General features: G+C 60.3%; 20 protein-coding genes. 11 read left to right on the forward strand and 9 right to left on the reverse strand.

The features are described from left to right. Window positions 1-49 precede the first annotated feature (49 nt). Window positions 50-547: a hypothetical protein gene (locus tag CJD35_RS05435; RefSeq protein WP_157742284.1), complete on the forward strand. Its 498-nt coding sequence runs from the start codon at window positions 50-52 to the stop codon at window positions 545-547. 117 nt (window positions 548-664) lie between these two features. Here CJD35_RS05435 and CJD35_RS05440 read toward each other — a convergent pair whose 3' ends face one another. Together CJD35_RS05440 and CJD35_RS05445 are read right to left on the reverse strand one after the other, a co-directional pair. Then, window positions 665-1,285: a thermonuclease family protein gene (locus CJD35_RS05440; protein ID WP_095686885.1), complete on the reverse strand. Its 621-nt coding sequence runs from the start codon at window positions 1,283-1,285 to the stop codon at window positions 665-667. Continuing rightward, window positions 1,266-2,387: a tetratricopeptide repeat protein gene (locus CJD35_RS05445; RefSeq protein WP_095686886.1), complete on the reverse strand. Its 1,122-nt coding sequence runs from the start codon at window positions 2,385-2,387 to the stop codon at window positions 1,266-1,268. Before CJD35_RS05445 ends, CJD35_RS05440 begins: the two co-directional genes overlap by 20 nt. 176 nt (window positions 2,388-2,563) lie before the next feature. Here CJD35_RS05445 and CJD35_RS05450 point away from each other — a divergent pair, with 176 nt between their 5' ends. After that, window positions 2,564-3,868, forward strand: a complete 1,305-nt coding sequence (locus CJD35_RS05450) for a DUF6946 family protein (RefSeq protein WP_095686887.1) — start codon at window positions 2,564-2,566, stop codon at window positions 3,866-3,868. Between the two features lie 118 nt (window positions 3,869-3,986). Here the strand turns inward: CJD35_RS05450 and CJD35_RS05455 are convergent, their stop codons facing one another. From CJD35_RS05455 to CJD35_RS05485, 7 genes are all read right to left on the reverse strand, one after another. Next, on the reverse strand, window positions 3,987-4,730 hold the full coding sequence (locus CJD35_RS05455; RefSeq protein ID WP_244917222.1) for a sulfite exporter TauE/SafE family protein: 744 nt from the start codon (window positions 4,728-4,730) through the stop codon (window positions 3,987-3,989). Between the two features lie 228 nt (window positions 4,731-4,958). Continuing rightward, window positions 4,959-5,594, reverse strand: a complete 636-nt coding sequence (locus CJD35_RS05460; RefSeq protein ID WP_095686889.1) for a cation efflux transmembrane domain-containing protein — start codon at window positions 5,592-5,594, stop codon at window positions 4,959-4,961. A 98-nt stretch (window positions 5,595-5,692) separates the two neighbouring features. Further along, complete coding sequence (arsH, locus tag CJD35_RS05465; RefSeq protein ID WP_095686890.1) at window positions 5,693-6,454, reverse strand: arsenical resistance protein ArsH; 762 nt, start codon at window positions 6,452-6,454, stop codon at window positions 5,693-5,695. Window positions 6,455-6,456: 2 nt separating this feature from the next. After that, entirely contained in the window at window positions 6,457-7,524 is a 1,068-nt protein-coding gene (gene arsB, locus CJD35_RS05470; protein WP_095686891.1) for an ACR3 family arsenite efflux transporter, read from the reverse strand. Window positions 7,525-7,539: 15 nt separating this feature from the next. Further along, the gene (gene arsC / locus CJD35_RS05475) at window positions 7,540-7,971 is read right to left on the reverse strand and encodes an arsenate reductase (glutaredoxin) (RefSeq protein WP_095686892.1); all 432 of its coding nucleotides are present in this window, start codon (window positions 7,969-7,971) and stop codon (window positions 7,540-7,542) included. After that, the gene (locus CJD35_RS05480) at window positions 7,968-8,489 is read right to left on the reverse strand and encodes an arsenate reductase ArsC (protein ID WP_095686893.1); all 522 of its coding nucleotides are present in this window, start codon (window positions 8,487-8,489) and stop codon (window positions 7,968-7,970) included. The genes arsC and CJD35_RS05480 overlap by 4 nt, the downstream gene beginning before the upstream one ends. A gap of 10 nt (window positions 8,490-8,499) precedes the next feature. After that, the gene (locus tag CJD35_RS05485) at window positions 8,500-8,850 is read right to left on the reverse strand and encodes an ArsR/SmtB family transcription factor (RefSeq protein WP_095686894.1); all 351 of its coding nucleotides are present in this window, start codon (window positions 8,848-8,850) and stop codon (window positions 8,500-8,502) included. 146 nt (window positions 8,851-8,996) lie between these two features. Here CJD35_RS05485 and CJD35_RS05490 point away from each other — a divergent pair, with 146 nt between their 5' ends. The 9 genes from CJD35_RS05490 (at window position 8,997) to CJD35_RS05525 (ending at window position 22,930) form a co-directional block, all read left to right on the forward strand. Further along, window positions 8,997-9,305, forward strand: a complete 309-nt coding sequence (locus CJD35_RS05490; RefSeq protein ID WP_244917223.1) for an ArsR/SmtB family transcription factor — start codon at window positions 8,997-8,999, stop codon at window positions 9,303-9,305. 1 nt (window position 9,306) lies between these two features. Continuing rightward, entirely contained in the window at window positions 9,307-10,362 is a 1,056-nt protein-coding gene (locus CJD35_RS05495; RefSeq protein ID WP_095686896.1) for a permease, read from the forward strand. Window positions 10,363-10,375: 13 nt separating this feature from the next. Continuing rightward, window positions 10,376-10,612 (forward strand): thioredoxin family protein, encoded by a 237-nt coding sequence (locus CJD35_RS05500; RefSeq protein ID WP_095686897.1) that lies wholly within the window; start codon window positions 10,376-10,378, stop codon window positions 10,610-10,612. 4 nt (window positions 10,613-10,616) lie between these two features. After that, window positions 10,617-11,669 carry an ArsO family NAD(P)H-dependent flavin-containing monooxygenase gene (locus CJD35_RS05505; protein ID WP_095686898.1) on the forward strand — a complete coding sequence of 351 codons (1,053 nt, stop codon included), beginning with the start codon at window positions 10,617-10,619 and terminating at the stop codon, window positions 11,667-11,669. Between the two features lie 462 nt (window positions 11,670-12,131). Further along, complete coding sequence (locus tag CJD35_RS05510) at window positions 12,132-13,334, forward strand: tyrosine-type recombinase/integrase (protein ID WP_095686899.1); 1,203 nt, start codon at window positions 12,132-12,134, stop codon at window positions 13,332-13,334. Window positions 13,335-13,710: 376 nt separating this feature from the next. Then, window positions 13,711-14,937, forward strand: a complete 1,227-nt coding sequence (locus CJD35_RS05515) for an ATP-binding protein (protein ID WP_095686900.1) — start codon at window positions 13,711-13,713, stop codon at window positions 14,935-14,937. Between the two features lie 55 nt (window positions 14,938-14,992). Beyond that, window positions 14,993-16,600, forward strand: a complete 1,608-nt coding sequence (locus CJD35_RS22870; protein WP_216628950.1) for a DEAD/DEAH box helicase — start codon at window positions 14,993-14,995, stop codon at window positions 16,598-16,600. Window positions 16,601-16,623: 23 nt separating this feature from the next. Beyond that, on the forward strand, window positions 16,624-20,160 hold the full coding sequence (locus CJD35_RS05520) for a DUF1998 domain-containing protein (protein ID WP_216628951.1): 3,537 nt from the start codon (window positions 16,624-16,626) through the stop codon (window positions 20,158-20,160). Between the two features lie 4 nt (window positions 20,161-20,164). Beyond that, complete coding sequence (locus tag CJD35_RS05525; RefSeq protein ID WP_095686901.1) at window positions 20,165-22,930, forward strand: DEAD/DEAH box helicase; 2,766 nt, start codon at window positions 20,165-20,167, stop codon at window positions 22,928-22,930.

Raw genomic sequence — 22,930 nt, forward strand, 5'->3', positions numbered from 1 at the left:
GCCCTACTGGCAATGGTATCTTGTGATCGGGCTGGTCCTGGCAGTGCCCATGGTCGCCATTCTGGCGAAGGAAATCTGGGTCAGTCTCTCCGAGCGGGCCAAGCGACCCGCGCCGGCTCAGGCGCTCCGATCCTACGTCCTGGTCGTACTCGTAACCACGATCCTTTGGCCGCTTTTCGTTCCCTTCATCCTCTATGAAAAGTGGACTTCGCGGCGAGATGAGAAGCAACGAAAGAGCGAAGAGCGCATCTTTGCTCCGGGCAAGGAGGATCTCGTCAGCTCTTTCACGGTCGAGGAAATCGAGGCGCACGAAATCGTCAACGATCCCCTGGGCGGGGCCCCGCGATTGCCCTTTGGTCACCTTCACGAGGCGTGGGAGAAATTCCTCACGGAATTGCCTGCCGGAACCCAGCTCTGGTCCTATGCCGTCGTGTGGGAAAATCGCTGGCGTACCCAAGAACAGCGCGAAGGCTACGTTGCCGTCGTAGCCGACGGGATTGGTCCCTTCTTCGAGACAGTGAATTATCGATTGGAGGATCAGGCCTGATTGCCATTCTTTGCCGTGCCGACCGATTGAGCGAGCCTGTCGTCAAGCGTGCGGTAAGTGCGCCAGTCGCTACGCGTTTCGGCGATTACTGAGGCAGCCTGATCCTTCACTGTCGGCCTAAAGCAATCGGCCTTGTCCCTCCGATGCGCGGCTCCTGCGCCTTTGACGACGCTTGAAGTTCCATGGCGGCTCCGGATTGTCCATTGCCCATAACCCACGCCGGTTGTTGCGGGCATCGTCCTGAGCCTCGAAGTATTCCGTCTCGCGATCGAACGCATATTGCTCGGTCACCCAAGCCCACCCGTTCACGATCATCTCGAGCTCGATGTTTCGCGTGACAGGGCGGGCTTGCTTGACTGAACCCGCGCCCCGCTTGCCTTCGTGATAATAGTCGACCGTGCCGACCTCCATTTGCTCGGTCAGGAATGCCATGCACAGAACCCGCTTGTACGGGTCGATGGGCATGTAGCCAGTCGACTCCTTGCCGACCGGGTCGAGGCGAAGCTCCTTGTCCGCGATGAGACCTACCAAAAAGTCTCTGGCTTCCGGTCCGAACGGTTGCTCCATTTCAGGCGCGTCGATGAACGCAAAGCGGAAGGGGACGCGTTCGACCCAAGTCTCACGATAGGGATGCCAGACGTCTGCCAGGAAGCCGTCGCCGTCGAAGACCTTTCGGACAGCCGCCTTCAATACCTCGTGGGGACCTGCAGGGCCTGGATCATCGGGAACGATGATCATGCCTACCTGCCTCGGCTAATGCGGTATGATCCTTACTGTTTAGCGTTTGCGCGGACTTCGAATGGGTGGCGGTTGGAACTTTGCCGGGCCAACGCCGGAGCCAAGAAAAGCGTTCGGGATCCTGGCGAAGCAGAAATTCACGAATGCGCTGCTGTTCCTGAATGGAAGAGCGCATCAGCAACCCTCGCAATTCATGGTCGATCGCTTGGCGCGGCGCTCCCAGGCTCTCGGCCTTTGCATACCATTCGTGCCCTGTAGGGAGGTCCCCAAGCTCGATGTGGACAGCGCCCAACAAAGTGCATGGTCTATAGTCGCTTGAGGTCAGTTGATGCGCTTCGCTTGCCAGTGCCTTCGCCTCGTCGAGGCGGCGTAGGTCACGCATTGCTCCGCCGCGCGTCGTTGCCAAGGCTGACCTGATTTTGGGATTTGACCCAACCTTTGCCAATGCCGCATCGGTCAGGCGTAAGGCTCGCTCCGGTTCACCAGCCTTACGCCAATGCCCGCTCGCATTCACGGCATTCCACGTATCACCACTGCTTTCCCAAGCTTTGGTCAGGGCTGCGGCTTCCAATGCATGCCAGGCTCTCTGCAGCTCGTCGGTAAAGCAGTAATCGGCCTCGGTCTTGAGCCATGCGAGGTCATCGACTTTGAGGCGTTGGCCATTGGCGACTTGCCTGAGAAGCCCCATTGCACGCGGATAATCTTCGCTTTCGATATATCCCACGCCGAAGCGCTGTCGTAGCTCCTTGGCCTCTCGCTTTCGACGGAGTGCCGGGTCGTTCGCCATGGCGGCAAAGGTCGCCTGGACTGCAGCCGCCCTGGCCTCAGTGCGTTCCGCTAATTCTGCCGCATCCTTCAGGGCCTTAACCGCAGCCTCCTCAATGCGCACTTTCTGCTCCTGCTCGGCCGCGGCCCGAAACTCTCCCAGGGTTGTCTTACCTTCGGCCAAGGTGACGAGTGCATGCAGGCCGGTCGTGGCGAGAAACTGCCGCTGTAGCGCGGTCACTTGTTCGCCTGCATCAATCTTCAAGAGAATCCCATTCAACCGGGCGCCCAGTTGAGTCGCGCCGGGCAGGTCCTCAAGAAAATAGCGTTTCGCCAAATCGGCGTGCAGAGATCGTGTCATGGCCCTATTTTGCGTTCGTGGTCCTGCGCGCCTAAGATATCTTCAATTCCGATATCGTGCGACTTTCTATGTGGCACGCTGGCCTTTTGGATCTCTTAACATCTCAAGGTGAGCTCGTCGTATGACCGCGGGGCCTATTATCTAATGTTGACATGATGCTGGAAGGCAAGAAGCTCGGCGTCATGCAAAGTGAATCGACCATCCGCCGCCTGCACGTCCCGGTATTGCGACCCGAAGACGTGATCCATCACCTCGGATCTCCAACGCATTGGCAGCCAGGGCGTTCTGCCAAATCGGTGGCCGACCTCTGGTTTTCTGCGAACGGGCTTCCGCCTTCAGTGAAATTGGCTCTCGATCATGACCCCGCGTTCAAGGGAGCCACGTTGGTCGATGCATTTTTTGAGCGCCCGGTCGACCTTGGTGATGGTCAGCGACCGAGCCAGACCGACCTCATGGCAATCCTTCGTCTTGATGGGCGTCTTGGCGTTCTGGCCGTCGAGGCGAAAGTGGACGAGACTTTCGGCCCGACAGTCCAGGAGTGGCTTTCAGAGGCAAAAGGGGATGGGACCGCACGCCCGGCACGTCTGGAGCGTCTATGCCGGATTCTCGATCTCGATCCGACGACGGTCGGAACAATCCGATACCAGCTCATCCACCGCACGGCCTCCGCAGTCATTGAAGCCCAACGCTATTGCGCGCGCGATGCAGCGATGATCGTTCAGAGCTTTTGCCCCAAACGCTCCTGGTTTGACGATTACCGGGCCTTTGCAGAGGCCATGGGTTTTCCAGAGGCGCCAGTGGGCACAATGAGTCCGACAAAAGTCTGCGATGGTGTTGAACTGCGGATCGGATGGGTAGCGGAGCCGAGTGGGGACCCGGTCAAGCGGCTCGGGACGGCACGCACCGTTCCTTCGCTCACGGAATTGGGCCGGGTACAGCTGTCGAAATCCTTCTTCATGCGCGACATGCTCTATTCGGAAGTCGCCATGATCCACGGGCTGAACAACGCGCCAGATGACCCAGAGCTGGCCATCAAAGCCGGAAAGCGGCTCTGCGAGGAACTGCTCGAACCGCTGCAGGATCACTGGGGACGGATCGCCATCCGCTCCGCCTACCGCTCGTGCGAGGTGAACGGGTTCTGCAACGACATGCAGCGCAAGAAGAAAGCCGGCTACACCTGCGCTTCGAATGAGAGCAACTACGCAGGGCACATCTGGGATCGCCTCGACGCTGACGGCTGCATGGGGGCGATGGCTTGCGTTGTCGTACCCAGTTTCTGGGCGAAGCATCAGGAGCCAGGTGATTGGCGGATCCTGGCCCGTTGGGTGCACGAGAAGCTGCCTTTTTCGACGCTGTATTTCTTTCCGACATACTGGGCGTTCAACATCGGCTGGCATGAGCGGCCCGAGCGCACGATCAAGAGCTATGCGGAGCCGGCAGGCCTATTCACGCCTTAAGATGGGAAAACGAACAGATGACGTGCAAACCAGCCCATATCACCCGCCCGACGATCTGCTTTCCGTAGGACACTTGGCCAACCCTGCCGCGCGAACGAGGGTTGTCATCAAGCTTCTTTCACTGATGCCGCCAAACTTTGGCAGCCGAGATGAAGAGGATCGCGGACAGGGCGGGTAAGAGTACAAACGCAGGAACGAGCCCCAGCAGCAGGCCGCCGATGAAAGTTCCGCAGATCGAGCCAAGGGCCATAACGAGCAGAAATGTCCGGTTGTGGCCGAGCACGGCAAAACTCTGGTCGCGGCTATAGCGAGTGAAGCCAACCAGCATTGTCGGCAGGCTTACCGCAAGCGACAGGCTTCCGGCGAGCTTGATATCGGCGCCGAACAATAGAACGAGCGTCGGGATCAGCAGTTCTCCGCCCGCGACACCCAGCAGCGATGCGACGACGCCAATGGCAAGGCCTGAGACAATGCCGGCGACGAGTTGCCAGATCCCTGTCAGCAACGGTTGGCTCTCCGCGAAACCGTGGCCAACCAGCAGCACAACCGCGATGATCGTCAGCAGCACGGCAATGACCCTGTAAAGCGTCTCGGACTTTGCCCGCACGGCCCATCCGGCGCCGAACCAGGCGCCGATGAGACTGCCCGCGAGCAAATTGAGGATGATCGGCCAGTGCGTCGCGACGGCGTCGAGCGGGACGGTCCTGGTTCGGAAGATGAGCGCCGTGGCGACAACGACGAGGCTCATTGCCTTGTTGAGGACGACCGCTTCAAGGGCTCCGAAACGGAAGGGGCCGATAAGCAGCGGCAGGCGGAACTCAGCACCGCCCAGGCCAATGAGCCCTCCAAGGGCGCCAATCACCGCCCCCCGCCGAATGCCATCGGAAGGTTTCGTGCGGGCGCGGATCCGTCCGTATCGTGCGTCATCGCAAGGTGGTACACAGAAGCTGAGCCGGGTGCAGCTACTTTGCCCGAGTGCGTCGCGACGGCTGTGTGCGAGCCGTCGCAGGACGGGGTTTTTCGTGGCTGAAAGCAGCCCCTGGACAATAGCGGGCATGCTAAAGCCTCGCTGCATCCAAGCTGGTACCGGTCATACAGCTGGCGCCTGATTTTCCCGGAGCTCATGCACGGACTGGCGCACGATTTGCCATCCTCCGCTGATGCCTAGAGCGGCCATCGCGAAGGCGACCAACAAATCAGGCAGGCCGCTACCCAACCATAGAACGGCTAATCCAGCCGCGATCACAAGCACATTGTTGATTGCATCATTGCGCGAGCAGATCCAGACCGAGCGCATGTTCGCATCGCCCGCTCGATAGCGATAAAGCATCAGCGCCACCGAGATATTGACGAGTAATGCTAAGAACCCGACGATCCCCATGGCGAACGGATCAGGCGTTGCACCGTGCAATAGGCCCCATACGGCGGACGCCAGCACCCCGATGCCGAACAACAGGATTGTGATGCCCTTTATCAAGGCTGCGCGAGCGCGCCATTGAAGAGCCATCCCCGCCACGCCGAGGCTGATTGCGTAGTTGGCGGCATCGCCCAGAAAATCGAGTGCGTCAGCCTGAAGCGAGCGCGAATGCGCCATGAATCCGGCAACGATCTCGATCACGAACATCAGGGCATTGAGGCCAAGCGCGATCCAAAGCACACGCCGCCAGCGCGGGTCATTGAGGGTTTGCTTGGAACCGCAGGCGCTCGCGCAACAGTTGTCGGCCACCGGGAACTCCTTGTGCGATTTTCGCGTCGATGCCCCTATGCAGCCCGTTGTGACCAGAGGGTCAAGCAGCGAAAATCAGCGAACTGGAAGGAAGTATCTTAAGGCGATCTCGAAATGAGCCCCGCCGCTTCGACATGCGTGTCGACAGGTTCATTCCGTTCCTTGCGTTCAGAATAGCGGTCAACAAGTTGATCTGCGTAAGGGCGCAAGAGCACCGTGAAGCGCACCAGTTCTTCCATCACATCGACGATCCGGTCGTAGTAGCTGGATGGCTTCATCCGGCCTGCCTCGTCAAACTCCTCATAGGCCTTAGCGACGCTCGACTGGTTGGGGATCGTGAACATCCGCATCCAGCGGCCGAGAATGCGCAGCGTGTTGACGCTATTGAAGCTTTGCGATCCGGCGCTGACCTGCATAACCGCGAGCGTGCGGCCCTGGGTCGGGCGCAATCCCTTCATCGCGAGCGGCAGGTGGTCGATCTGGGTTTTCATGATCCCGGTGATCTGTCCGTGGCGCTCGGGGCTGCACCAGACCTGCGCCTCGGACCACAGCGAGTGCTGGCGCAGCTCGTGAACCGCCGGATGATCGTCGCCGGTAAACTGGTCGGGCAGCGGCATATCCGAGGGATCGAAGATGCGCGTCTCGCAGCCGAAGAACTGGAGGAGCCGTGCCGCTTCCTCGACAACAAGGCGCGAGTACGAGCGTTCGCGCAAAGACCCGTAGAGCAGCAGCACGCGCGGCGGCGGGTCGAGCTTGCCGAGGCCCAGCGCCGGTTGGCGATGGACATACTCGGGCTTGAGCGCGGGCAGGTGGCCGGGGTCGCTGAGCGGGCGCAGGCGGGAGTAGTGGGTCTCGCTCATGCTCACACCCCTGCCGGAACGGTTGAAGGGAACCAGCGCCGTCCGAACCAGAAGGCGACATTGACCAGCAGAATCAGCACCGGGACTTCGACCAGCGGGCCAATGACGGCGGCAAGGGCGACCGGCGAGGCAAGGCCGAAGGCGGCGATAGCTACCGCAATGGCCAGCTCGAAATTGTTGCCCGCCGCAGTGAAGGCCACGGCCGTCGTGCGCGGATAGTCGCTCTCGATCAGCTTGCCCATGAAGAAGCTGATGGTGAACTGGACGACGAAGTAGATCGTCAGCGGGATGGCGATGCGCAGCGTGTCGCCGGGGAGCGTCACGATCTCGTTACCCTTGAGGCTGAACATGGCGACGATCGTGAACAGCAGCGCCACCAGCGTGATCGGCCCGATCTTTGGCAAGAAGGTGCCTTCGTACCATTCCTGCCCCTTGGCTGCGGCCAGCCACTTGCGGGTGAGGAAGCCCGCGAGGAAGGGAATGCCAAGATAGATCAGCACGGCCTGGGCGATGGTCCAGAAGCTCACATGGATCACGCTGCCTTCAAGCCCGAACAGCGGCGGCAGGAAGGCGAGGAAGAACCAAGCGTAGACCGAGAAGAACAGGATTTGAAAGATCGAGTTGAACGCGACCAGCGCTGCGACATACTGGTTGTCGCCCTTGGCGAGCTGGTTCCAGACGATGACCATGGCGATGCAGCGGGCCAGACCGATCAGGATCAGCCCGGTCATGTATTCCGGCTTGTCGCTCAGGAAAATGACCGCCAGCGCGAACATCAGGGTCGGACCGATGAGCCAGTTCTGGATCAGCGAGATCGCCAGCACCCGCTTGTCCTCGAACACGCCCGGCAGTTCCTCGTAGCGCACCCGCGCCAGCGGCGGATACATCATCAGCACCAGGCCGATGGCGATGGGAATATTGGTTGAGCCCCACGACAGGCTGTCGATGGCCTTGGGCAGCCCGGCAAAGCTCGATCCAAGGCCGACCCCGATCGCCATAGCGAGGAAAATCCAGAGGGTGAGGTAGCGGTCGAGGAACGACAGGCGTTCGCGCTTAGCTGGTGCGGTCATTGGCTTTCCTTAGACTCAGCCGGTCACGCGATTGCCGGCGGCATCGACCACGTGTTCACCGTCTTCCTTGGCGAAAGCGCCGCGCTGGGCGGCGGGCATAAGGTCGAGCACTTCCTCGGAGGGACGACACAGCTTCACGCCCAGTGGCGAGACCACCAGCGGACGGTTGATGAGGATCGGATGCTCCATCATCGCATCGATCAGTTGCTCATCCGTCAGATCGGGATTGCCGAGGCCAAGCTCGGCATAGGGCGTGCCCTTTTCACGCAGCAAGGCCCGCGCACCGATCCCGGCACGATCAATCAGGCTTTCGAGCAAGGCACGCGTTGGGGGCGTCTTGAGATATTCAACGACATGCGGTTCGATCCCGGCGTTGCGGATCATGGCCAGCGCATTGCGCGAGGTGCCGCATTCGGGATTGTGGTAGATGATGATGTCAGTGGTCACTTGTCTGCTCCTGCCTGCGGGCTCGCGCCCTCGCTGCGGCCGATTTCCTTGAGTTTCTGCTTCATTGCCATCGCATCGATGCTGGCGAGCGGCAGCGTGAGGAACAGCGAGATACGATTGGTGAGATAGCGCAGCGCCTGCATGAAGGCATCGCGCTGACCATCGCCTTCGACGGCGGCCGGATCCTCGATGCCCCAGTGCGCAGTCATCGGATGACCGATCCAGACGGGACAGGTCTCGCCGGCCGCATTGTCGCAGACCGTGAAGATGAAATCGAATTCGGGCGCGCCGGGCTTGGAGAACTCGTCCCAGCTCTTCGAGCGCATGCCGCTCGTGTCGTAGCCCATGCCGTTGAGCACCGAGAGCGCCATGGGGTGGACTTCACCCTTGGGCTGGCTCCCAGCGCTGTAAGCGCGAAATCGCCCATCACCGAGCTTATTCATCACCGCCTCACCCAGGATCGAGCGGGCGCTATTGCCGGTGCAGAGAAACAGGACATTGTAGACCTTGTCGGACATACCGAACCCTTCAGCTTGCGGTTTCACAGCGAAGCCCCGCCATGAGGTCGGAGCACATTTCCGGCGCGCCCTGGCAGCAATCCTGCATCAGGAAGGTGAGCAGGCGGCGCATTGCGGCATAGTCGACGCGGTAATGGATCAGGCGGCTCTCGCGCTCGGACTGAACGAGGCCAGCCCGCTCTAGCGTCGCCAGATGGTGCGACATGGTCGAAGGCGGCACGCCAGCGCGTTCGGCAATGGCGCCCGCGACATGACCTTCGGGACCGGCTATCACCAGCATCCGAAACACGCTGAGCCGCGTCTCATGCGCAAGCGCGCCAAGTGCATCGACCGCCCAGACCTGTGTGGTCAGTTCATCCATGATTCGTCGATCCTTCCAGTTTCGTCGAATTATGGATCCCGGGACTTCGCGTCAATCGATGATTCGAGAATTATCGAACTAATGACTTTCGGTTGACCTGCGTCAAAGCGCATATGCGGGCAGGCGCATACGCAAGGTGCATGGAAATGCGAATCGATGACCTGTTAAACGCGCTTGCCGAGCCGACGCGGCTCCGCGCCCTGCAAATCATTTGGGACGGCGAAGAGCACTGCGTGTGCGAGCTGATGGACCGTCTCGACGTGACCCAATCGCGCATGTCGAGGCACATGCAGCGGTTGAAACTGGTAGGTCTCCTGACCGACCGGCGCGATGCGCAGTGGGTGCGCTATCGCAGGCGTGCCGATCTGTCGACCGCTTGGATGGCGATCATCGACGCCATCCTGCAGGCCTTACCGCCGCTGCCGCAATCGGCCTGTCAGAAAAGGGCTGCCTGACATGACCACGCTGGCAGCATCGCTGGGTCAGGCCCGCAGGTCGCAGACTGCCTGGTTTGCCGGAATCGCTATCTTCGTGATCGCCTGGTTCGCGGTCTACAACCGCCTGCTGCCATTCGCGCGGTGGCTGGTCGCGCAGATGCCGATCGAACCGGGCAGCGCTCTCGCATCCTCGGTCGAGTTCTTCTTCTACGATACGCCCAAGGTGCTGATGCTGCTGACACTCGTGGTCTTCGCCATGGGTGTCGTGCGCACATTTTTCTCACCCGAACGCACCCGCGCGCTGCTCGCCGGCAAGCGTGAAGGCCTGGGCAATATCGCAGCGGCCCATCTCGGTATCGTCACGCCGTTCTGCTCGTGCTCGGCGGTGCCGCTGTTTGTCGGCTTTGTCTCCGCAGGCGTTCCGCTCGGTGTGACCTTCTCATTCCTGATTGCCGCGCCCATGATCAACGAGGTGGCGCTTGGCCTGCTCTTCGCGCTCGTCGGCTGGAAGGTCGCCCTGACCTATCTTGCCTTTGGCCTCGGGGTTGCGATTGTCTCCGGCTGGATAATTGGCCGACTGCACCTTGAGAATTGGCTCGAACCCTGGGTGCGCGAAGTGCGTGCCGGTGAGGTCGAGCTTGAAGACGAACACGTGGCCTGGGTCGACCGGTTCGAGGCTGGTTGGGAAGCGGTCAAGGAGATCGTCAGCAAGGTCTGGTATTGGATCATCGCTGGTATCGCGGCGGGTGCCTTCATTCATGGCTATGTCCCGGCAGAGTTGCTGTCGCGTATCATGGGGGCAGATGCCTGGTGGTCGGTCCCTGCCGCCGTCCTGCTCGGCATCCCCATGTATTCGAATGCTGCCGGGATCATTCCGGTGATTGAGGCTCTGCTCGGCAAGGGTGCCGCGCTTGGCACGGTGCTGGCTTTCATGATGTCGGTGATCGCGCTTTCGCTCCCCGAGATGATCATCTTGCGCAAGGTGCTCAGCATCCGGCTGATCGCCGTATTCATCGCGGTCGTCGGCACCGGAATCCTCACGGTCGGCTTCCTGTTCAACGCCCTCTTTTCATGAAAGGATCATTGCCATGAAGGACATCAAGGTTCTCGGCCCCGGCTGCAAGCGATGCCAGACGACGCAGGACATGGTCGAGGCCGCCGCGAAGGATCTTGGGCTCGATGTGATTGTCGAAAAGGTGACCGATTATGCCGAGATGGCCAAGTTCGGGATCGCTTCGACGCCGGGCATCGTGATCGATGGCAAGGTCGTCCATTCGGGCGGACTGCCCAAGGAGGACGACCTCAAGCGCTGGTTGCAAGCCTGACGCAATGGAGACGCATGACATCGTCATCATCGGCGGCGGCCAGATGGGCCTGTCGCTAGGCTATTACCTGCGCCGTGCAGGCGCCGATTTCCTGATCCTCGACGCCGAGGACGGGCCCGGCGGCGCATGGCGGCATGGCTGGGATTCGCTGAGGCTGTTCTCGCCGGCGGGCTATAGTTCCCTGCCGGGGTGGCTGATGCCTCCGCCGCCGCATGCAGGCTACCCGACACGCGACGATGTGCTCGATTATCTCGCACGCTACGAAGAACGCTACCAGTTCCCGATCCGCAGGCCGGTTCGCGTCGAGACGATCGAACGGGCAGCGGACCGCTTCGAACTGGTGACCAGTCAGGGCCGTATCGGCGCGCGCCAGGTCGTCACTGCGACCGGAACCTGGTCCAAGCCCTACATCCCCGACATTCCCGGACGTGATCTGTTCGTCGGCCAGCAGGTCCACTCGGCGTATTATGCACGGCCGGAAGAATATGCCGGGCAAACCGTGCTTGTGGTCGGCGGCGGCAACAGCGGAGCCCAGATCATGGCCGAAGTAGCGCCCGTGACTCGCGCGCTGTGGGTCACCACCCACGATCCGCTCTTCCTCCCGGACGATGTCGACGGGCGCGTGCTGTTCGAGCGCGCGGTCGCCCGGATGAAGGCCGGACCCGGCGACGAGCCGGTCGGCGGTATCGGCGATATCGTGATGGTGCCGCCGGTAAAGGAGGCGCGCGAACGGGGAGACCTTGGCTCCGTCCGTCCGTTCGAGCGCATGACGGAAACGGGTGTCGTCTGGCCCGATGGGTCGGAGATGGCAGTCGACACGATCGTCTGGTGCACTGGCTTTCGACCGGCGCTCGACCATCTGCGTTCTATGGAAGTTGTCGAGGCCGATGGACGTGTCTTGGTGGACGGTCAGCAATCGATCAAGGAGCCGCGTCTATGGCTGGCGGGCTATGGCGACTGGTGCGGCCCAGGATCTGCAACTCTGATGGGCGCGGCCAGGACCGCGCGCGATCTCGCCGCCCTTTTGACGCTCAGTCGAGCAGCCGCCCACCAATAGGCGCTCCAAAGGCCATGGCATATGTGATCTATGAGATGAGGCGGGTCGAGTTGGAACGATGCAGGAACGAATTTTTGCGGGCCTTTCGGTCCCCGAGGTGTCCAATTTTCCGCTTTTGTTCTTGATGCAGAAATGGCGGAAATCTGCCATTTTCTGAAGATTCGAGTCCCATGAAAAGACTCGAACCTCTAGACCACATTGAAATGCGGGCTTTTCTGCGGGCCTTCGTAAAAACCACATCGTCTATGTTGCTGATATAGCACACCAAATATAATACGATGCGAGTCCTCTTCTGGCACCATTTGTTCTTCCGTAGAAATCCGGATAGATCGAAAAAACCGCTGGAAACAGCGGTTTTTTTGTGTCTGGCGTCCACTGGTTTCCGCCGGTGGATTTGTGAATTCGGGGTACATGAAGGTATCTTCGAGGGTATCGGCCAACATGGCCAAAGGAGATACCCTCATGGCTCTTTCATCCCTCGCGCTGTCCAAAGCGAAGCCCCGCGAAAAGCCCTACAAGCTGGCGGACGGGCATGGACTCTACCTTCTGATCACGCCTCAGGGCGGCCGCTACTGGCGCATGAACTATCGCTTCGGCGGCAAGGCCAAGACCATGGCGATGGGAGTGTTCCCGTTGATCACCCTGGCGGAAGCGCGAGAGAAGCGAGAGGCCGCCCGCAAGCTGCTGGCGTCCGGATCGGACCCGACAGCAACGCGCAAGGAGGCCGAGGCACGCGAGGCATTCGAAGCAACCACTGGCTTTCGGACCGTAGCAGAAGAATGGCTGGCGAAGCGGGAGCGCGAAGGGCTTGCCGACATCACCTTGGGGAAGGTGAAATGGCTGCTCGAGTTCGCATACCCTTCGTTGGGCGATCGCAAGATCAGCGAAATCACAAGCATGGAACTGCTCGCAGTACTGCGTCAGGTGGAGGGGCGCGGCCGACACGAAACCGCCAGACGGCTGAGAAGCGTCTGCGGCAGGGTTTTTCGCTATGCGATAGCCACTGGAAGGGCGGAGCATGATCTATCCGCCAATCTGCGCGACGCCCTGACCACCCCTAAGGTGAAGCATCTCGCTGCCATAACCAACAGTCAGCAGGTCGGGCCGCTGATGCGTGCGATCGAGGCTTTTGACGGACACGCGGTCACAAGGGCGGCTCTGCGGCTCGCCCCCCATGTTTTTGTTCGGCCGGGTGAATTGCGCCATGCGGAATGGACAGAAATCGATTTCGACAAGGCGCTGTGGTCGATCCCGGCCGAAAAAATGAAGATGCGGCGTCCGCATCGTGTGCCGCTATCCCGGCAGTCTCTGGAAATCCTGGCGTCGATCCATGGTGTCACCGGCACGGGCAAGTTCGTCTTTCCCGGCTTCCAATCCATCAAACGCCCGATGTCCGAGAATGCGCTAAACGGCGCACTGCGTCGATTAGGTTACTCCGGTGACGAGATGACCAGCCACGGCTTTCGCGCCATGGCGAGCACGTTGCTCAATGAGATGGGCAAGTGGCACCCAGATGCGATTGAAAGGCAACTAGCACATGCGGAAGCAGACGCGGTCCGGCGCGCCTACGCCCGTGGAGAATATTGGGACGAGCGCGTCACGATGATGCAAGCATGGTCCGATTATCTGGAGGAGTTAGCAGGGGCGCCGCTCACCGGACATTGAGGGAATATGAAGGTAAGGTCGGCGTGATCCTGCTGGTAGAGAATGTCCGGCTCAGTGCTGAGATGGAGGAATGGCCGATGCTCATATCGCGGCAGTTTCCGACCAATGGCAGCCGTTCTAACTCAATCCCGTGAATGTCCGATCCCGCCGATAGGCCCGCCGCTGATTAGCTGAGGCCGACCTTCGCCTGCGCAGCGCGCGTCGCGCAAGGGTGAACGCAACCGAGAGCCAGTGTTATGCTTCCGATTTGTTCGCTGGCCCCTTAGCCGAGCGCCTATCCTCAACCGGCAATGCGAGTCTTTAATTTCCAATTGCCTGCCCATAAACTTCCAAATATCATGACATCAAATTCCAATCGTCCAAGCACTGGATTCGCATGTACGAACGGTTCGTCGAGCGCCGGGCAGAAGAGGCCCTTTCGGACAGTCCGGTAGTCCTTATCGTAGGGCCACGTCGGGCGGGTAAGACCACGCTCGTACGCAAGATGGGGGAAGTCGACCGGACCTATATCACGCTCGACGATCAGACGGTTCTCGCTGCCGCCCAGTCCGATCCCGTAGGCTTCATTCGCGGTCTTGACCAAGCTGTCATCGACGAGATTCAACGCGCACCTGACCTGCTGCTGGCCATCAAGAAGACGGTGGACGAGGATTATCGTCCCGGACGCTTCCTCCTCACCGGCTCCGCCAATGTGCTCACATTGCCGCGTGTCGCCGACAGCCTGGCTGGCCGAATGGAAACGATCCACATGTTGCCACTGGCACAGGCTGAGATCACCGGTCGGACGCCAACCTTCCTGGACCGCCTTTTCGATGGTAAGCTTAAAGCCGACAAGCAGGCGATCCTCGGTGACGACCTTGTCGAACTGGTGCTGAGAGGCGGCTTCCCTGAGGCGATCAGCCGTGAAACCGAGCGACGGCGGCAGGATTGGGCACGGTCCTATCTGACCTCTGTGCTGACCCGCGACCTCAGGGATATCGCGGACATCGAGAAGCTGACCGAGTTGCCGAAATTCGTGCGGCTCGTGGCGGAGCACTCGGGGCAACTGGTCAACTACTCGCAATTTGGTGCGAGCATCGACGTCAGCCATAAGACCGCACAACGCTACATCGGGCTGCTTGAACAGGTATTCCTTGTCGCGACCCTGCAGCCCTGGTTCACCAATGCACTGAAGCGGATCGCCAAGACGCCGAAGCTCCACTTCCTAGACTCTGGGCTGCTCGCTACGACACGTGGTCTGAGCTTCGAGCGAGTGAAGGCGGATCGGGGCGTCTTTGGCGCGCTGCTGGAAAGCTTCGTCTTTTCCGAAGTTCTGAAGCTGACGGCAGCATCTGACCTGCGGGTTACCCCTTATCACTTCCGCGACCAGCAGATGCACGAGGTCGACATCGTATTGGAGCGCGATGACGGTATGATCGTGGGCATCGAGGTGAAGGCGTCAGCCACGGTAAAGTCCAGCGACTTCGCCGGACTACGCACCCTTGCCGAAGCCTGCAAGGAACGGTTCGCCTATGGCGTGGTGCTGTATGACAGTACCGATTTCGTGCCGTTCGGCGACAGGCTGGCAGCGGCGCCCCTCTCATCTCTGTGGGGCACAGCCTAATGATTCAGAATAGAATTTTGCGTATAGAAAAAGTATCCGGGGGGATCTTCTGACAATGAAGGCGTTCGAATTCGACCATCGACTTATTGAGTCCTACGCCCGTTTCTCGCGATCTTTTAGTGTCGTTCGATCCGATGATCTGAGGTCCGAGATTGATCGGCAATATGACGAAGGTCGCTTTTGGCCGGATGCCTTGCTGTCCATCAACCCGCGCTTCCTGCAGGGGCCAACAGCAGATGAGCTCGTCACCTCAGGCGATCTCGATGAAGCAACCGGCAGGGTATTCCGGTTTGGGCCAACGCCGCTGCGCTTTCACCGCCATCAGGCCCAAGCAATCGCCAAAGCTCGGGCGGGTCAAAGCTATGTAGTCACCACCGGAACAGGGTCGGGAAAGTCGCTCTGCTTTTTCGTGCCGGTGGTCGACGCGATTATTCGCGCCAGGAAAGCAGGAAAACCACGCAAAACCATTGCGATCATCGTTTATCCGATGAACGCGCTGGCCAACAGCCAGATGAATGAGATCGAGAAGTTCATCTCCCAATCCGGGCTACCCGCTGAACTAAGGCCGGTAGTGCGACGCTACACCGGACAGGAAAGCCCGGAAGAACGGCAGCGGATCGCCGACAATCCGCCGGACATTCTGCTCACCAACTTCATGATGGCCGAATTGCTTCTGACGCGGCAAGACAGCCTCGACACCAAGGTCATAGAGAACGCAAGCGGTCTGGAGTTCATCGTCCTCGATGAGCTGCATACCTATCGCGGCCGCCAAGGCGCCGACGTGGCTATTCTCGTCCGTCGGCTTCGCAATCGCTGCACGCCAGACAAAGCACCGATCTGCATCGGCACGTCGGCGACCATGGCAAGCGAAGGGTCCGATACCAATCGTGCGCAAGCCGTAGCAAATGTTGCATCCCGCCTTTTCGGGACGGCCATCGGGCCGGCGTCGGTCATCGACGAGTCGCTGGAACGCGCCACAGATGATCGACTGAAGCTGGACGATGTGCGTTCGAAACTCACATCGGCACTCTCGTCTCCTCCGCCAGACGTGCTGACTGATGAGGTGCTGAAGGAACACCCTCTCGCGGTTTGGACTGAGCTGGCGATCGGCCTGGATGACGCGCAGGAGCTCAAGCGCAAGAAGCCAATTCCGTTCGGGGAAGCCGTCGCGCTCCTGTCAAAGGATAGCGGCGTAGAAATCGAAACTTGCCGAAGCCATTTTGAGTCGTTCCTCACTCGGATCAGCCTGCCGGAGGCGGATCGAGGGGGCCAGGGAGCCGGTGCATTCTTGGCATTCAAGCTCCATCAGTTTATCTCGGGTGCGGGCGAGGTTTTTACCACACTGACCGAAAAGCCCAGAAGCGTGCTCTTCGAGGGTCAACTCGAAGATCCTAGCACGCCGGGCCATCGCCTCTATCCCACTCGCTTTTGCCGAGCGTGTGGGCATGAGGTTCACGTCGTCACCAGAACCGACGATGCCTTGGGCACTTTGTTCGTTCCGAGGAATATCGACGACGCGCCCCTCGATGGCCAGGAGAGTGACGCTGCGGGTTATCTAACCCCACCGGCGATGGCGATCCCGACTATGCCTTCACGGGCGAAATCGAAACCTTTCCCGAAGACTGGCGCGAGGAGCGCAAGGGTGTCGAGCGACTGCGGGTGAATAGAAAGGGCCGAGTGCCGCAGATGGTATCCGTCGCCCCCGATGGTCGCCCTGCATCAACCGGCGAAGCCTTCTGGTTCATACCTGGCAAGTTCGGCTTTTGCCCTTGCTGCCTTGATCAACCGCATCCCAGCATGCGGGAGCGATCTAAACTCGCTGGCCTCTCAGGCGAAGGGCGAAGCTCTGCCACGACGCTTCTGGTTTCGACAGCGCTGGAATGGATGAACGGCCACAACAGCGGTGTCCCAAAAGAGAAACGCAAACTCCTCGGCTTCACGGATAATCGCCAGGACGCTGCGCTTCAGGCGGGTCACTTCAACGACTTCCTTTTCGTTAGCCTCCTGCGTGGCGCGATCTTGCGCGCCGTCCTGGACGCCGGTGACGACGGCATTACCGAAGACGAATTCGGTTTGAGGGTCGTAAAGGCTCTCGGTTTCACCGCGAGCAACAAGGAGGCTCGCATCCATTGGATGTTGGATCCCGACGCAGGAGCCGTGGTTCGGGAAGACGCTCAGCGGTCCCTCGCCAAGGTCCTTGCCCACAGGCTCTGGACAGACCTGCGCCGGGGATGGCGTTACACAAACCCGAGCCTCTCCGTCCTCAAGCTTATTGATGTTGCGTTCATCGGTCTCGACGAGGTCGCAGAGGATACGGAGCGCCTTGCGGCCATCCTGCCGGATATTGCCACGCTGGACGTTTCGAAGCGCAAGGAGATGCTGAAAACGATCCTCGGCGCCATGCTCGATGGTCTCGCCGTCGGAACCGAGGCGCTTGATCTGACCGTCCTCGACACCGTTGCCCAGAAATCCCGGAATCTCCTGCGCGCGCCTTGGTCCATCGACGCGAAGGAGACGCCCAGAAGCCGCACGACACTCTTCCTGCAAGCTCCAGGCAAAGACCGGGTTGGGCTCCGGGAAGAGCAGACGATTGTCCGCGCAGGACATAATTCCCGTATCGGCCGCCTCATCAATCGCAAGACCGTCCTAGGAAACAAGCTCGGCAAGGATGACTACCTGACCGTCTTGACGGGCTTGATGGAACTGCTGGCCCGCGAGGGTCTGGTATCCCGCGTCGATATAGAGGCGGATTTGCAAGGTTGGCGTTTATCGCCGTCAGCCGTTCGGATCATACCGGGCGAAGCCATCCAAGCAGGCATGGCGCAAGGAAATCGCTACTTCCACGATCTCTACCATGACATTGCCGCCGATCTGAAAGCGGGCGGGAGCAGTTTTTGGGGACTCGAAGGCCGTGAACATACGGCCCAAGTATCGCAGAGGCAGCGCGAATGGCGCGAGTGGCGTTTCAGGTACGAAAAGGAAGACCGGGAGAACCTTTCCGCAAACGCTGCCGAACTCAATGCTGTGGGAGAGTCGGAACAGTTCCTACCTGCCCTCTTTTGCTCTCCGACGATGGAGCTAGGCGTTGATATCTCGGCGCTCAATGCTGTCTATCTGCGCAACGTGCCACCGACGCCGGCGAATTACGCGCAGCGCGCTGGCCGCGCCGGGCGCTCCGGACAGGCCGCCGTCATTGTGACCTATTGCGCCGCCCAATCGCCGCACGACCAGTATTTTTTCGAGCGGCGCAACGAAATGGTCTCCGGTGTTGTCCGCCCGCCGGCTCTCGACATCACCAACGAAGAGCTAATTCGTTCACACCTTCATGCCATCTGGTTAGCCGAAGCGAAACTCGCCCTGTCGCCGGACATCCCGGAAATTCTCAATCTGATGGAGACAGGCTACCCACTGAAGCAAGAGATTCAAGACATCATCGATCGGCCAGCACTGGCCACCGCGGCACACGCCCCGATGAAGCGCGTTCTCGATCAGATTCTTGCATCCGTGGATGGCCGTAAGCCGGTTTGGATGAGCGATCCCGACGATTTCGTATCTGCGGTGGCCCAACGAGCGCCGCAGGATTTCGACCTCGCCTTCGATCGCTGGCGGGAACTCTACAACTCAGCCCGAACACAGTTGATGGAGGCCAACGCACGCTCCGAGATCACGGGCCTTTCGGGCGCGGATCGCCGTCGCATCAAAGCGGCACAGATGCAGGCAAGCGACCAGATCACCATTCTTGAACAGGGCAAAGCCTCGAACGGCTCTGACTTCTATTCCTATCGCTATCTTGCGACGGAAGGCTTTTTGCCGGGCTACAATTTCCCGCGCCTGCCTCTCTACGCCTTTATCCCTGGAGAGGGCAACGCTGGCTCATTCCTCCAGCGCGCCCGCTTCCTCGCCATTTCGGAATTTGGACCACGCAGCCTGATTTATCACGAAGGGCGCGCCTACCGGGTCATGAAGGCGAAGTTGCCGCCAGAAGTCCGAACGGGAGATGGATCGGAACTGGCGACGAAAGACATCTTCATCTGCTCGAACTGCGGCGCCTGTCACGACGGCGAGGTCGAGCGCTGCCACGCCTGCAATGCCCCGATGGCGGGTGAGGTGCCGGTACAGCGGACGCTCCGGATCGACAATGTGGAAGCTGCTCCGGCTGAACGGATCACGGCGAACGATGAAGAACGTGTCCGGCAGGGCTTTGACATCCAGACCGTATTCTCCTGGCCGAAACGAGATGGTCGCGCACAAATCACTGAAGCTCATTTCCGCTGCGACGACGTCTCGATCTTCAATCTGCAATACGCAAACAGTGCCGAGATCAGTCGCATCAACAAAGGACTAAAGCGGCGCGCAAATCAGACCGTTTTCGGCTTTCACATCGATCCACGGAGCGGGTATTGGGCGAAGTCAAATGATGAAGACCCCGATGTCGATGTCCCGCCCGATGTCGTGAAGCCGGTTCGGATCGTTCCCATCGTTCGCGATCACAAGAACGCGCTTCTCTTCCGTTTCAATGATCCCACGGCCTATGCGCCAGAGACCATCGCGACGGTTCAACATGCTTTCATGAGGGGCATAGAGGTCGTCTTCCAATTGGAAGAAGGCGAAATCCTCGGCGAACCGCTCCCGGCCCGCGACAATCGTCGAGCTGTCCTAGCTTACGAAGCCACAGAAGGTGGCGCGGGGGTTTTGAGCCGTCTGATCGAGGATCCTCAGGCCCTCGGGAGGGTTGCCCGAGAGGCGCTGATCCTGATGCACTTCCACCGGGTCGATGATGCTATCGCCGCTGGCGATGCCAAGCTGCTCGTCAGCCACGGCGAGGAGTCGTGTGTCCGTGGCTGCTATCGTTGCCTGCTTTCCTATTTCAACCAACCCGATCACGAGTTGATCGACCGCACCCGCGATGAAACCAAACAGATGCTGGTCGACCTGGCACGAGGCCAGGTGGTGCTCGCAACCGCGGATCAGGCTGCAGAGGCCGGAGAATGGGTGAACGCCTTTAAGGAAGCAGGGCTTCCTGCCTCGGATGGATCCGCCATCAAATTCTCCGATCAGGAAATGAGTTTCGCATGGCGCAGTCATTTCGTAGCCGCGTGCATCTCTCCCCTGACGGAGACAACTCGCCAAGAAGCGGAAGCCAAAGGCTGGACGCTGTTCGAGTTACCAGAAGCTGTCGCCGCGGGTGTACCCGACGCGATGCGCTCGATGTTCGGGGAATAAGCTGATGACGATGAATTTTGCTCCGGGAGACCTGGTGCGAGCACGCGGACGTGAGTGGGTTGCGTTACCGTCGCCCCGAGATGGGATACTGGCGCTCCGCCCCCTCTCAGGCGGCGGGAACGATACCGTCGTCCTCGACCCAGCGTTCGAACTCTTGCCGGTTGAGCCCGCCCGTTTCGATCTCCCGGTCGATGCGGCGGCGACGGTTCAAGCCAAAGCGGCATTGCTGGCTGATGCGATGCGCCTGACGCTTCGCCGTGGCGCAGGCCCCTTCAGGTCTGCTGCCCAGCTCGCCTTTGAACCACGAACCTATCAGCTTGTTCCTCTACTGATGGCGCTTCGTATGGCGGCGCCGCGCCTTCTGATCGCGGATGACGTCGGCATCGGAAAGACGATCGAAGCCGGCCTCATCTTGCGCGAGCTGATGGACCGGGGCGAAGTAGATGCATTTTCGGTGCTTTGCCCACCGCATCTCGTCGAACAATGGCTCGGAGAACTGAAGGCCCGCTTCGGGATTGACGCTGTTCCGGTCACTTCCAGCACTGCGAGCCGGTTGGAACGCGGTCTGCCACTCGGCCAGACTCTGTTTGAGGCCTATCCCTTCACGGTCGTCAGCCTTGACTACATCAAGGCTGAGAAACGCCGCGAGGGTTTCGCGCGCGCTTGCCCGGACTTCATCATTGTCGATGAAGCCCATGCCTGCGTGGGAACACATAAGGGCAAGCAGCAGCGCTTCGATCTTCTGCAAGGCCTGGCTCGGAATCCGGATCGCCCGATGATCTTTCTGACCGCTACGCCGCATTCCGGTGATGAGGAGGCTTTCGCGCGCCTCCTCTCGCTGATCGATCCGTCATTCGCCTCGATGGACTTCGAAGACACGCGGTATCGTGAACGTCTGGCCCGGCATTTCGTGCAACGGCGCAGAATCGATCTCGTCACCGGAGATTGGGACGAGGAGCGCGCCTTCCCGAAACATGAAACCACCGAATTTGCCTATCATTTGTCCGACGCCCATCGAGATTTTCAGGAAGCCGTTCTCGACTACTGCTTCGGTATTGTCTCCCAGGCGGGATCAGGGCAGCGGGAACAACGTCTCGCCTTTTGGGGCACGCTGGCATTGATGCGCTGCGTCGGCTCTTCGCCGGCCGCCGCCCTGAGCGCATTGCGGAACCGCTTGTCGAGCGAGAGCGAACGCCTCGAGCCCCAAATTTACGATGACGATGGAGACGAAGAGGACGCTGTCGATCTCGAGCCCGGCACGGCATTCGATGTCGATCCGGCGCTCCTCGCACTGGTGAAGCGCACCGAGGAATTGGTCGGCAAGCGCGATCCGAAGCTGGCCGCTTTGATCGAGACGCTAACACCGATTATCAAAAAGGGTGCAAATCCCGTCGTCTTCTGCCGCTATCTGGCAACGGCCGAACATGTTCGCGATGGTCTGCGCAAAGCCTTCCCGAGGCTGACCATCGAATCTGTGACGGGTGTTCTTACGCCGGATGAACGCCGCGATCGTGTGGCCGACATGGCCCCATTGGACGAGGAAAAGCCGACCCAGCGCCTTCTCGTCGCCACCGATTGCCTCTCGGAAGGGATCAACCTGCAACAGCTATTCGATACAGTCGTCCACTACGACCTGTCGTGGAATCCGACCCGGCACCAGCAGCGCGAAGGGCGTGTCGATCGTTTCGGCCAGCCGGCGGACCTTGTCCGGTCGATCATGATGTTCTCGCCGGACAGCGCCATCGACGGTGCCGTGCTTGAGGTCATCCTTCGGAAGGCCGAAGAAATCCGCAAGGCAACGGGCGTGACCGTACCACTCCCGGAAGAGCGCGGACCTGTGACGGACGCACTTATGGCATCGATGATGCTGCGGCGTCGTGGAAGCCCCCAGCTTACGCTCGATCTTCGCTTCGAGGACAGCGTGAAAGCCGTGGAAGCGCGGTGGCGTGACGCTTCTGAAAACGAGCGGAAATCTCGGGCGCGTTTCGCACAGAACGCCATGAAACCGCAGGAAGTCGCGCCGGAATGGGAAAAGGTCCGTGCGCTGCTCGGCTCCCCTGCTGATGCGCGCGTTTTCGTCGAACGAGCGATGGCGCGTTTCGGCATACCGCTAGAACCCAGGAAAGCCATGCTTCTGGCCCATGTTGACGCCCTCGATGCCGGGCTGCGCGAGCGTTTGGCCGAACACGATTTGAAAGGATCGGTACGCCTGGCGACGATGGAGCCGGCGCCATCAGGCACAGCGTTACTCACCAGAACACATCCGCTGACAGCGACGCTTGCCGAGGCGCTGGTGGAGGCATCGCTCGATCCTGAGTCCTTGTCCGGGCTGGGCATCGGTCGTGTGGGCGCTTGGCCGACCGCCGCCGTCCAGCAAGTGACCCGCCTGGCGCTCCTGCGTATCCGTTTCAAGCTGACCGTTCATGCCCGCAAGGAGCGGCTGCTGCTGGCGGAGGAAGCGGCTCTGGTGGCGGTTCAGGGGACGCGGATCGTGGCGGTCGGCGAAGAGGCGCGAGAGCTGCTCAATACCCCCGCGACGGCCGATCTTGCGCCTGTCGCGCGGGACAGATTCATCGCCAAAGCCAAGGAGGAGCTGCCCAGCCTGCTCGAAGGATCGATCGCCGAATTCGTTCGGTCTCGTGCTGAAGAGCTTATGCAGGATCACGCTCGCCTCCGCATCGCCTCTGGATCTGCATCCCGCGTCACCGTGGAGGCCGTGCTGCCTCCTGACGTCATTGGTCTTTTCACACTGATGCCGGGGGAGGCCTGA

Origin of the sequence: Sphingobium xenophagum (genome assembly GCF_002288285.1) — a bacterium.
In the GTDB taxonomy this organism is placed as follows: Bacteria; Pseudomonadota; Alphaproteobacteria; order Sphingomonadales; family Sphingomonadaceae; genus Sphingobium; species Sphingobium xenophagum.

What these genes read in the sequence shown, in the direction of transcription:
- CJD35_RS05435 (WP_157742284.1), top strand. Translation starts at nt 50, where the DNA reads ATGGTCGCCATTCTGGCGAAGGAAATCTGGGTCAGTCTCTCCGAGCGG.
- CJD35_RS05440 (WP_095686885.1), bottom strand. Translation starts at nt 1,285, where the DNA reads ATGATCATCGTTCCCGATGATCCAGGCCCTGCAGGTCCCCACGAGGTA.
- CJD35_RS05450 (WP_095686887.1), top strand. Translation starts at nt 2,564, where the DNA reads ATGATGCTGGAAGGCAAGAAGCTCGGCGTCATGCAAAGTGAATCGACC.
- arsH (WP_095686890.1), bottom strand. Translation starts at nt 6,454, where the DNA reads ATGAGCGAGACCCACTACTCCCGCCTGCGCCCGCTCAGCGACCCCGGC.
- arsB (WP_095686891.1), bottom strand. Translation starts at nt 7,524, where the DNA reads ATGACCGCACCAGCTAAGCGCGAACGCCTGTCGTTCCTCGACCGCTAC.
- CJD35_RS05480 (WP_095686893.1), bottom strand. Translation starts at nt 8,489, where the DNA reads ATGTCCGACAAGGTCTACAATGTCCTGTTTCTCTGCACCGGCAATAGC.
- CJD35_RS05485 (WP_095686894.1), bottom strand. Translation starts at nt 8,850, where the DNA reads ATGGATGAACTGACCACACAGGTCTGGGCGGTCGATGCACTTGGCGCG.
- CJD35_RS05490 (WP_244917223.1), top strand. Translation starts at nt 8,997, where the DNA reads ATGCGAATCGATGACCTGTTAAACGCGCTTGCCGAGCCGACGCGGCTC.
- CJD35_RS05495 (WP_095686896.1), top strand. Translation starts at nt 9,307, where the DNA reads ATGACCACGCTGGCAGCATCGCTGGGTCAGGCCCGCAGGTCGCAGACT.
- CJD35_RS05500 (WP_095686897.1), top strand. Translation starts at nt 10,376, where the DNA reads ATGAAGGACATCAAGGTTCTCGGCCCCGGCTGCAAGCGATGCCAGACG.
- CJD35_RS05505 (WP_095686898.1), top strand. Translation starts at nt 10,617, where the DNA reads ATGGAGACGCATGACATCGTCATCATCGGCGGCGGCCAGATGGGCCTG.
- CJD35_RS05510 (WP_095686899.1), top strand. Translation starts at nt 12,132, where the DNA reads ATGGCTCTTTCATCCCTCGCGCTGTCCAAAGCGAAGCCCCGCGAAAAG.
- CJD35_RS05515 (WP_095686900.1), top strand. Translation starts at nt 13,711, where the DNA reads ATGTACGAACGGTTCGTCGAGCGCCGGGCAGAAGAGGCCCTTTCGGAC.
- CJD35_RS22870 (WP_216628950.1), top strand. Translation starts at nt 14,993, where the DNA reads ATGAAGGCGTTCGAATTCGACCATCGACTTATTGAGTCCTACGCCCGT.
- CJD35_RS05520 (WP_216628951.1), top strand. Translation starts at nt 16,624, where the DNA reads ATGGTATCCGTCGCCCCCGATGGTCGCCCTGCATCAACCGGCGAAGCC.
- CJD35_RS05525 (WP_095686901.1), top strand. Translation starts at nt 20,165, where the DNA reads ATGACGATGAATTTTGCTCCGGGAGACCTGGTGCGAGCACGCGGACGT.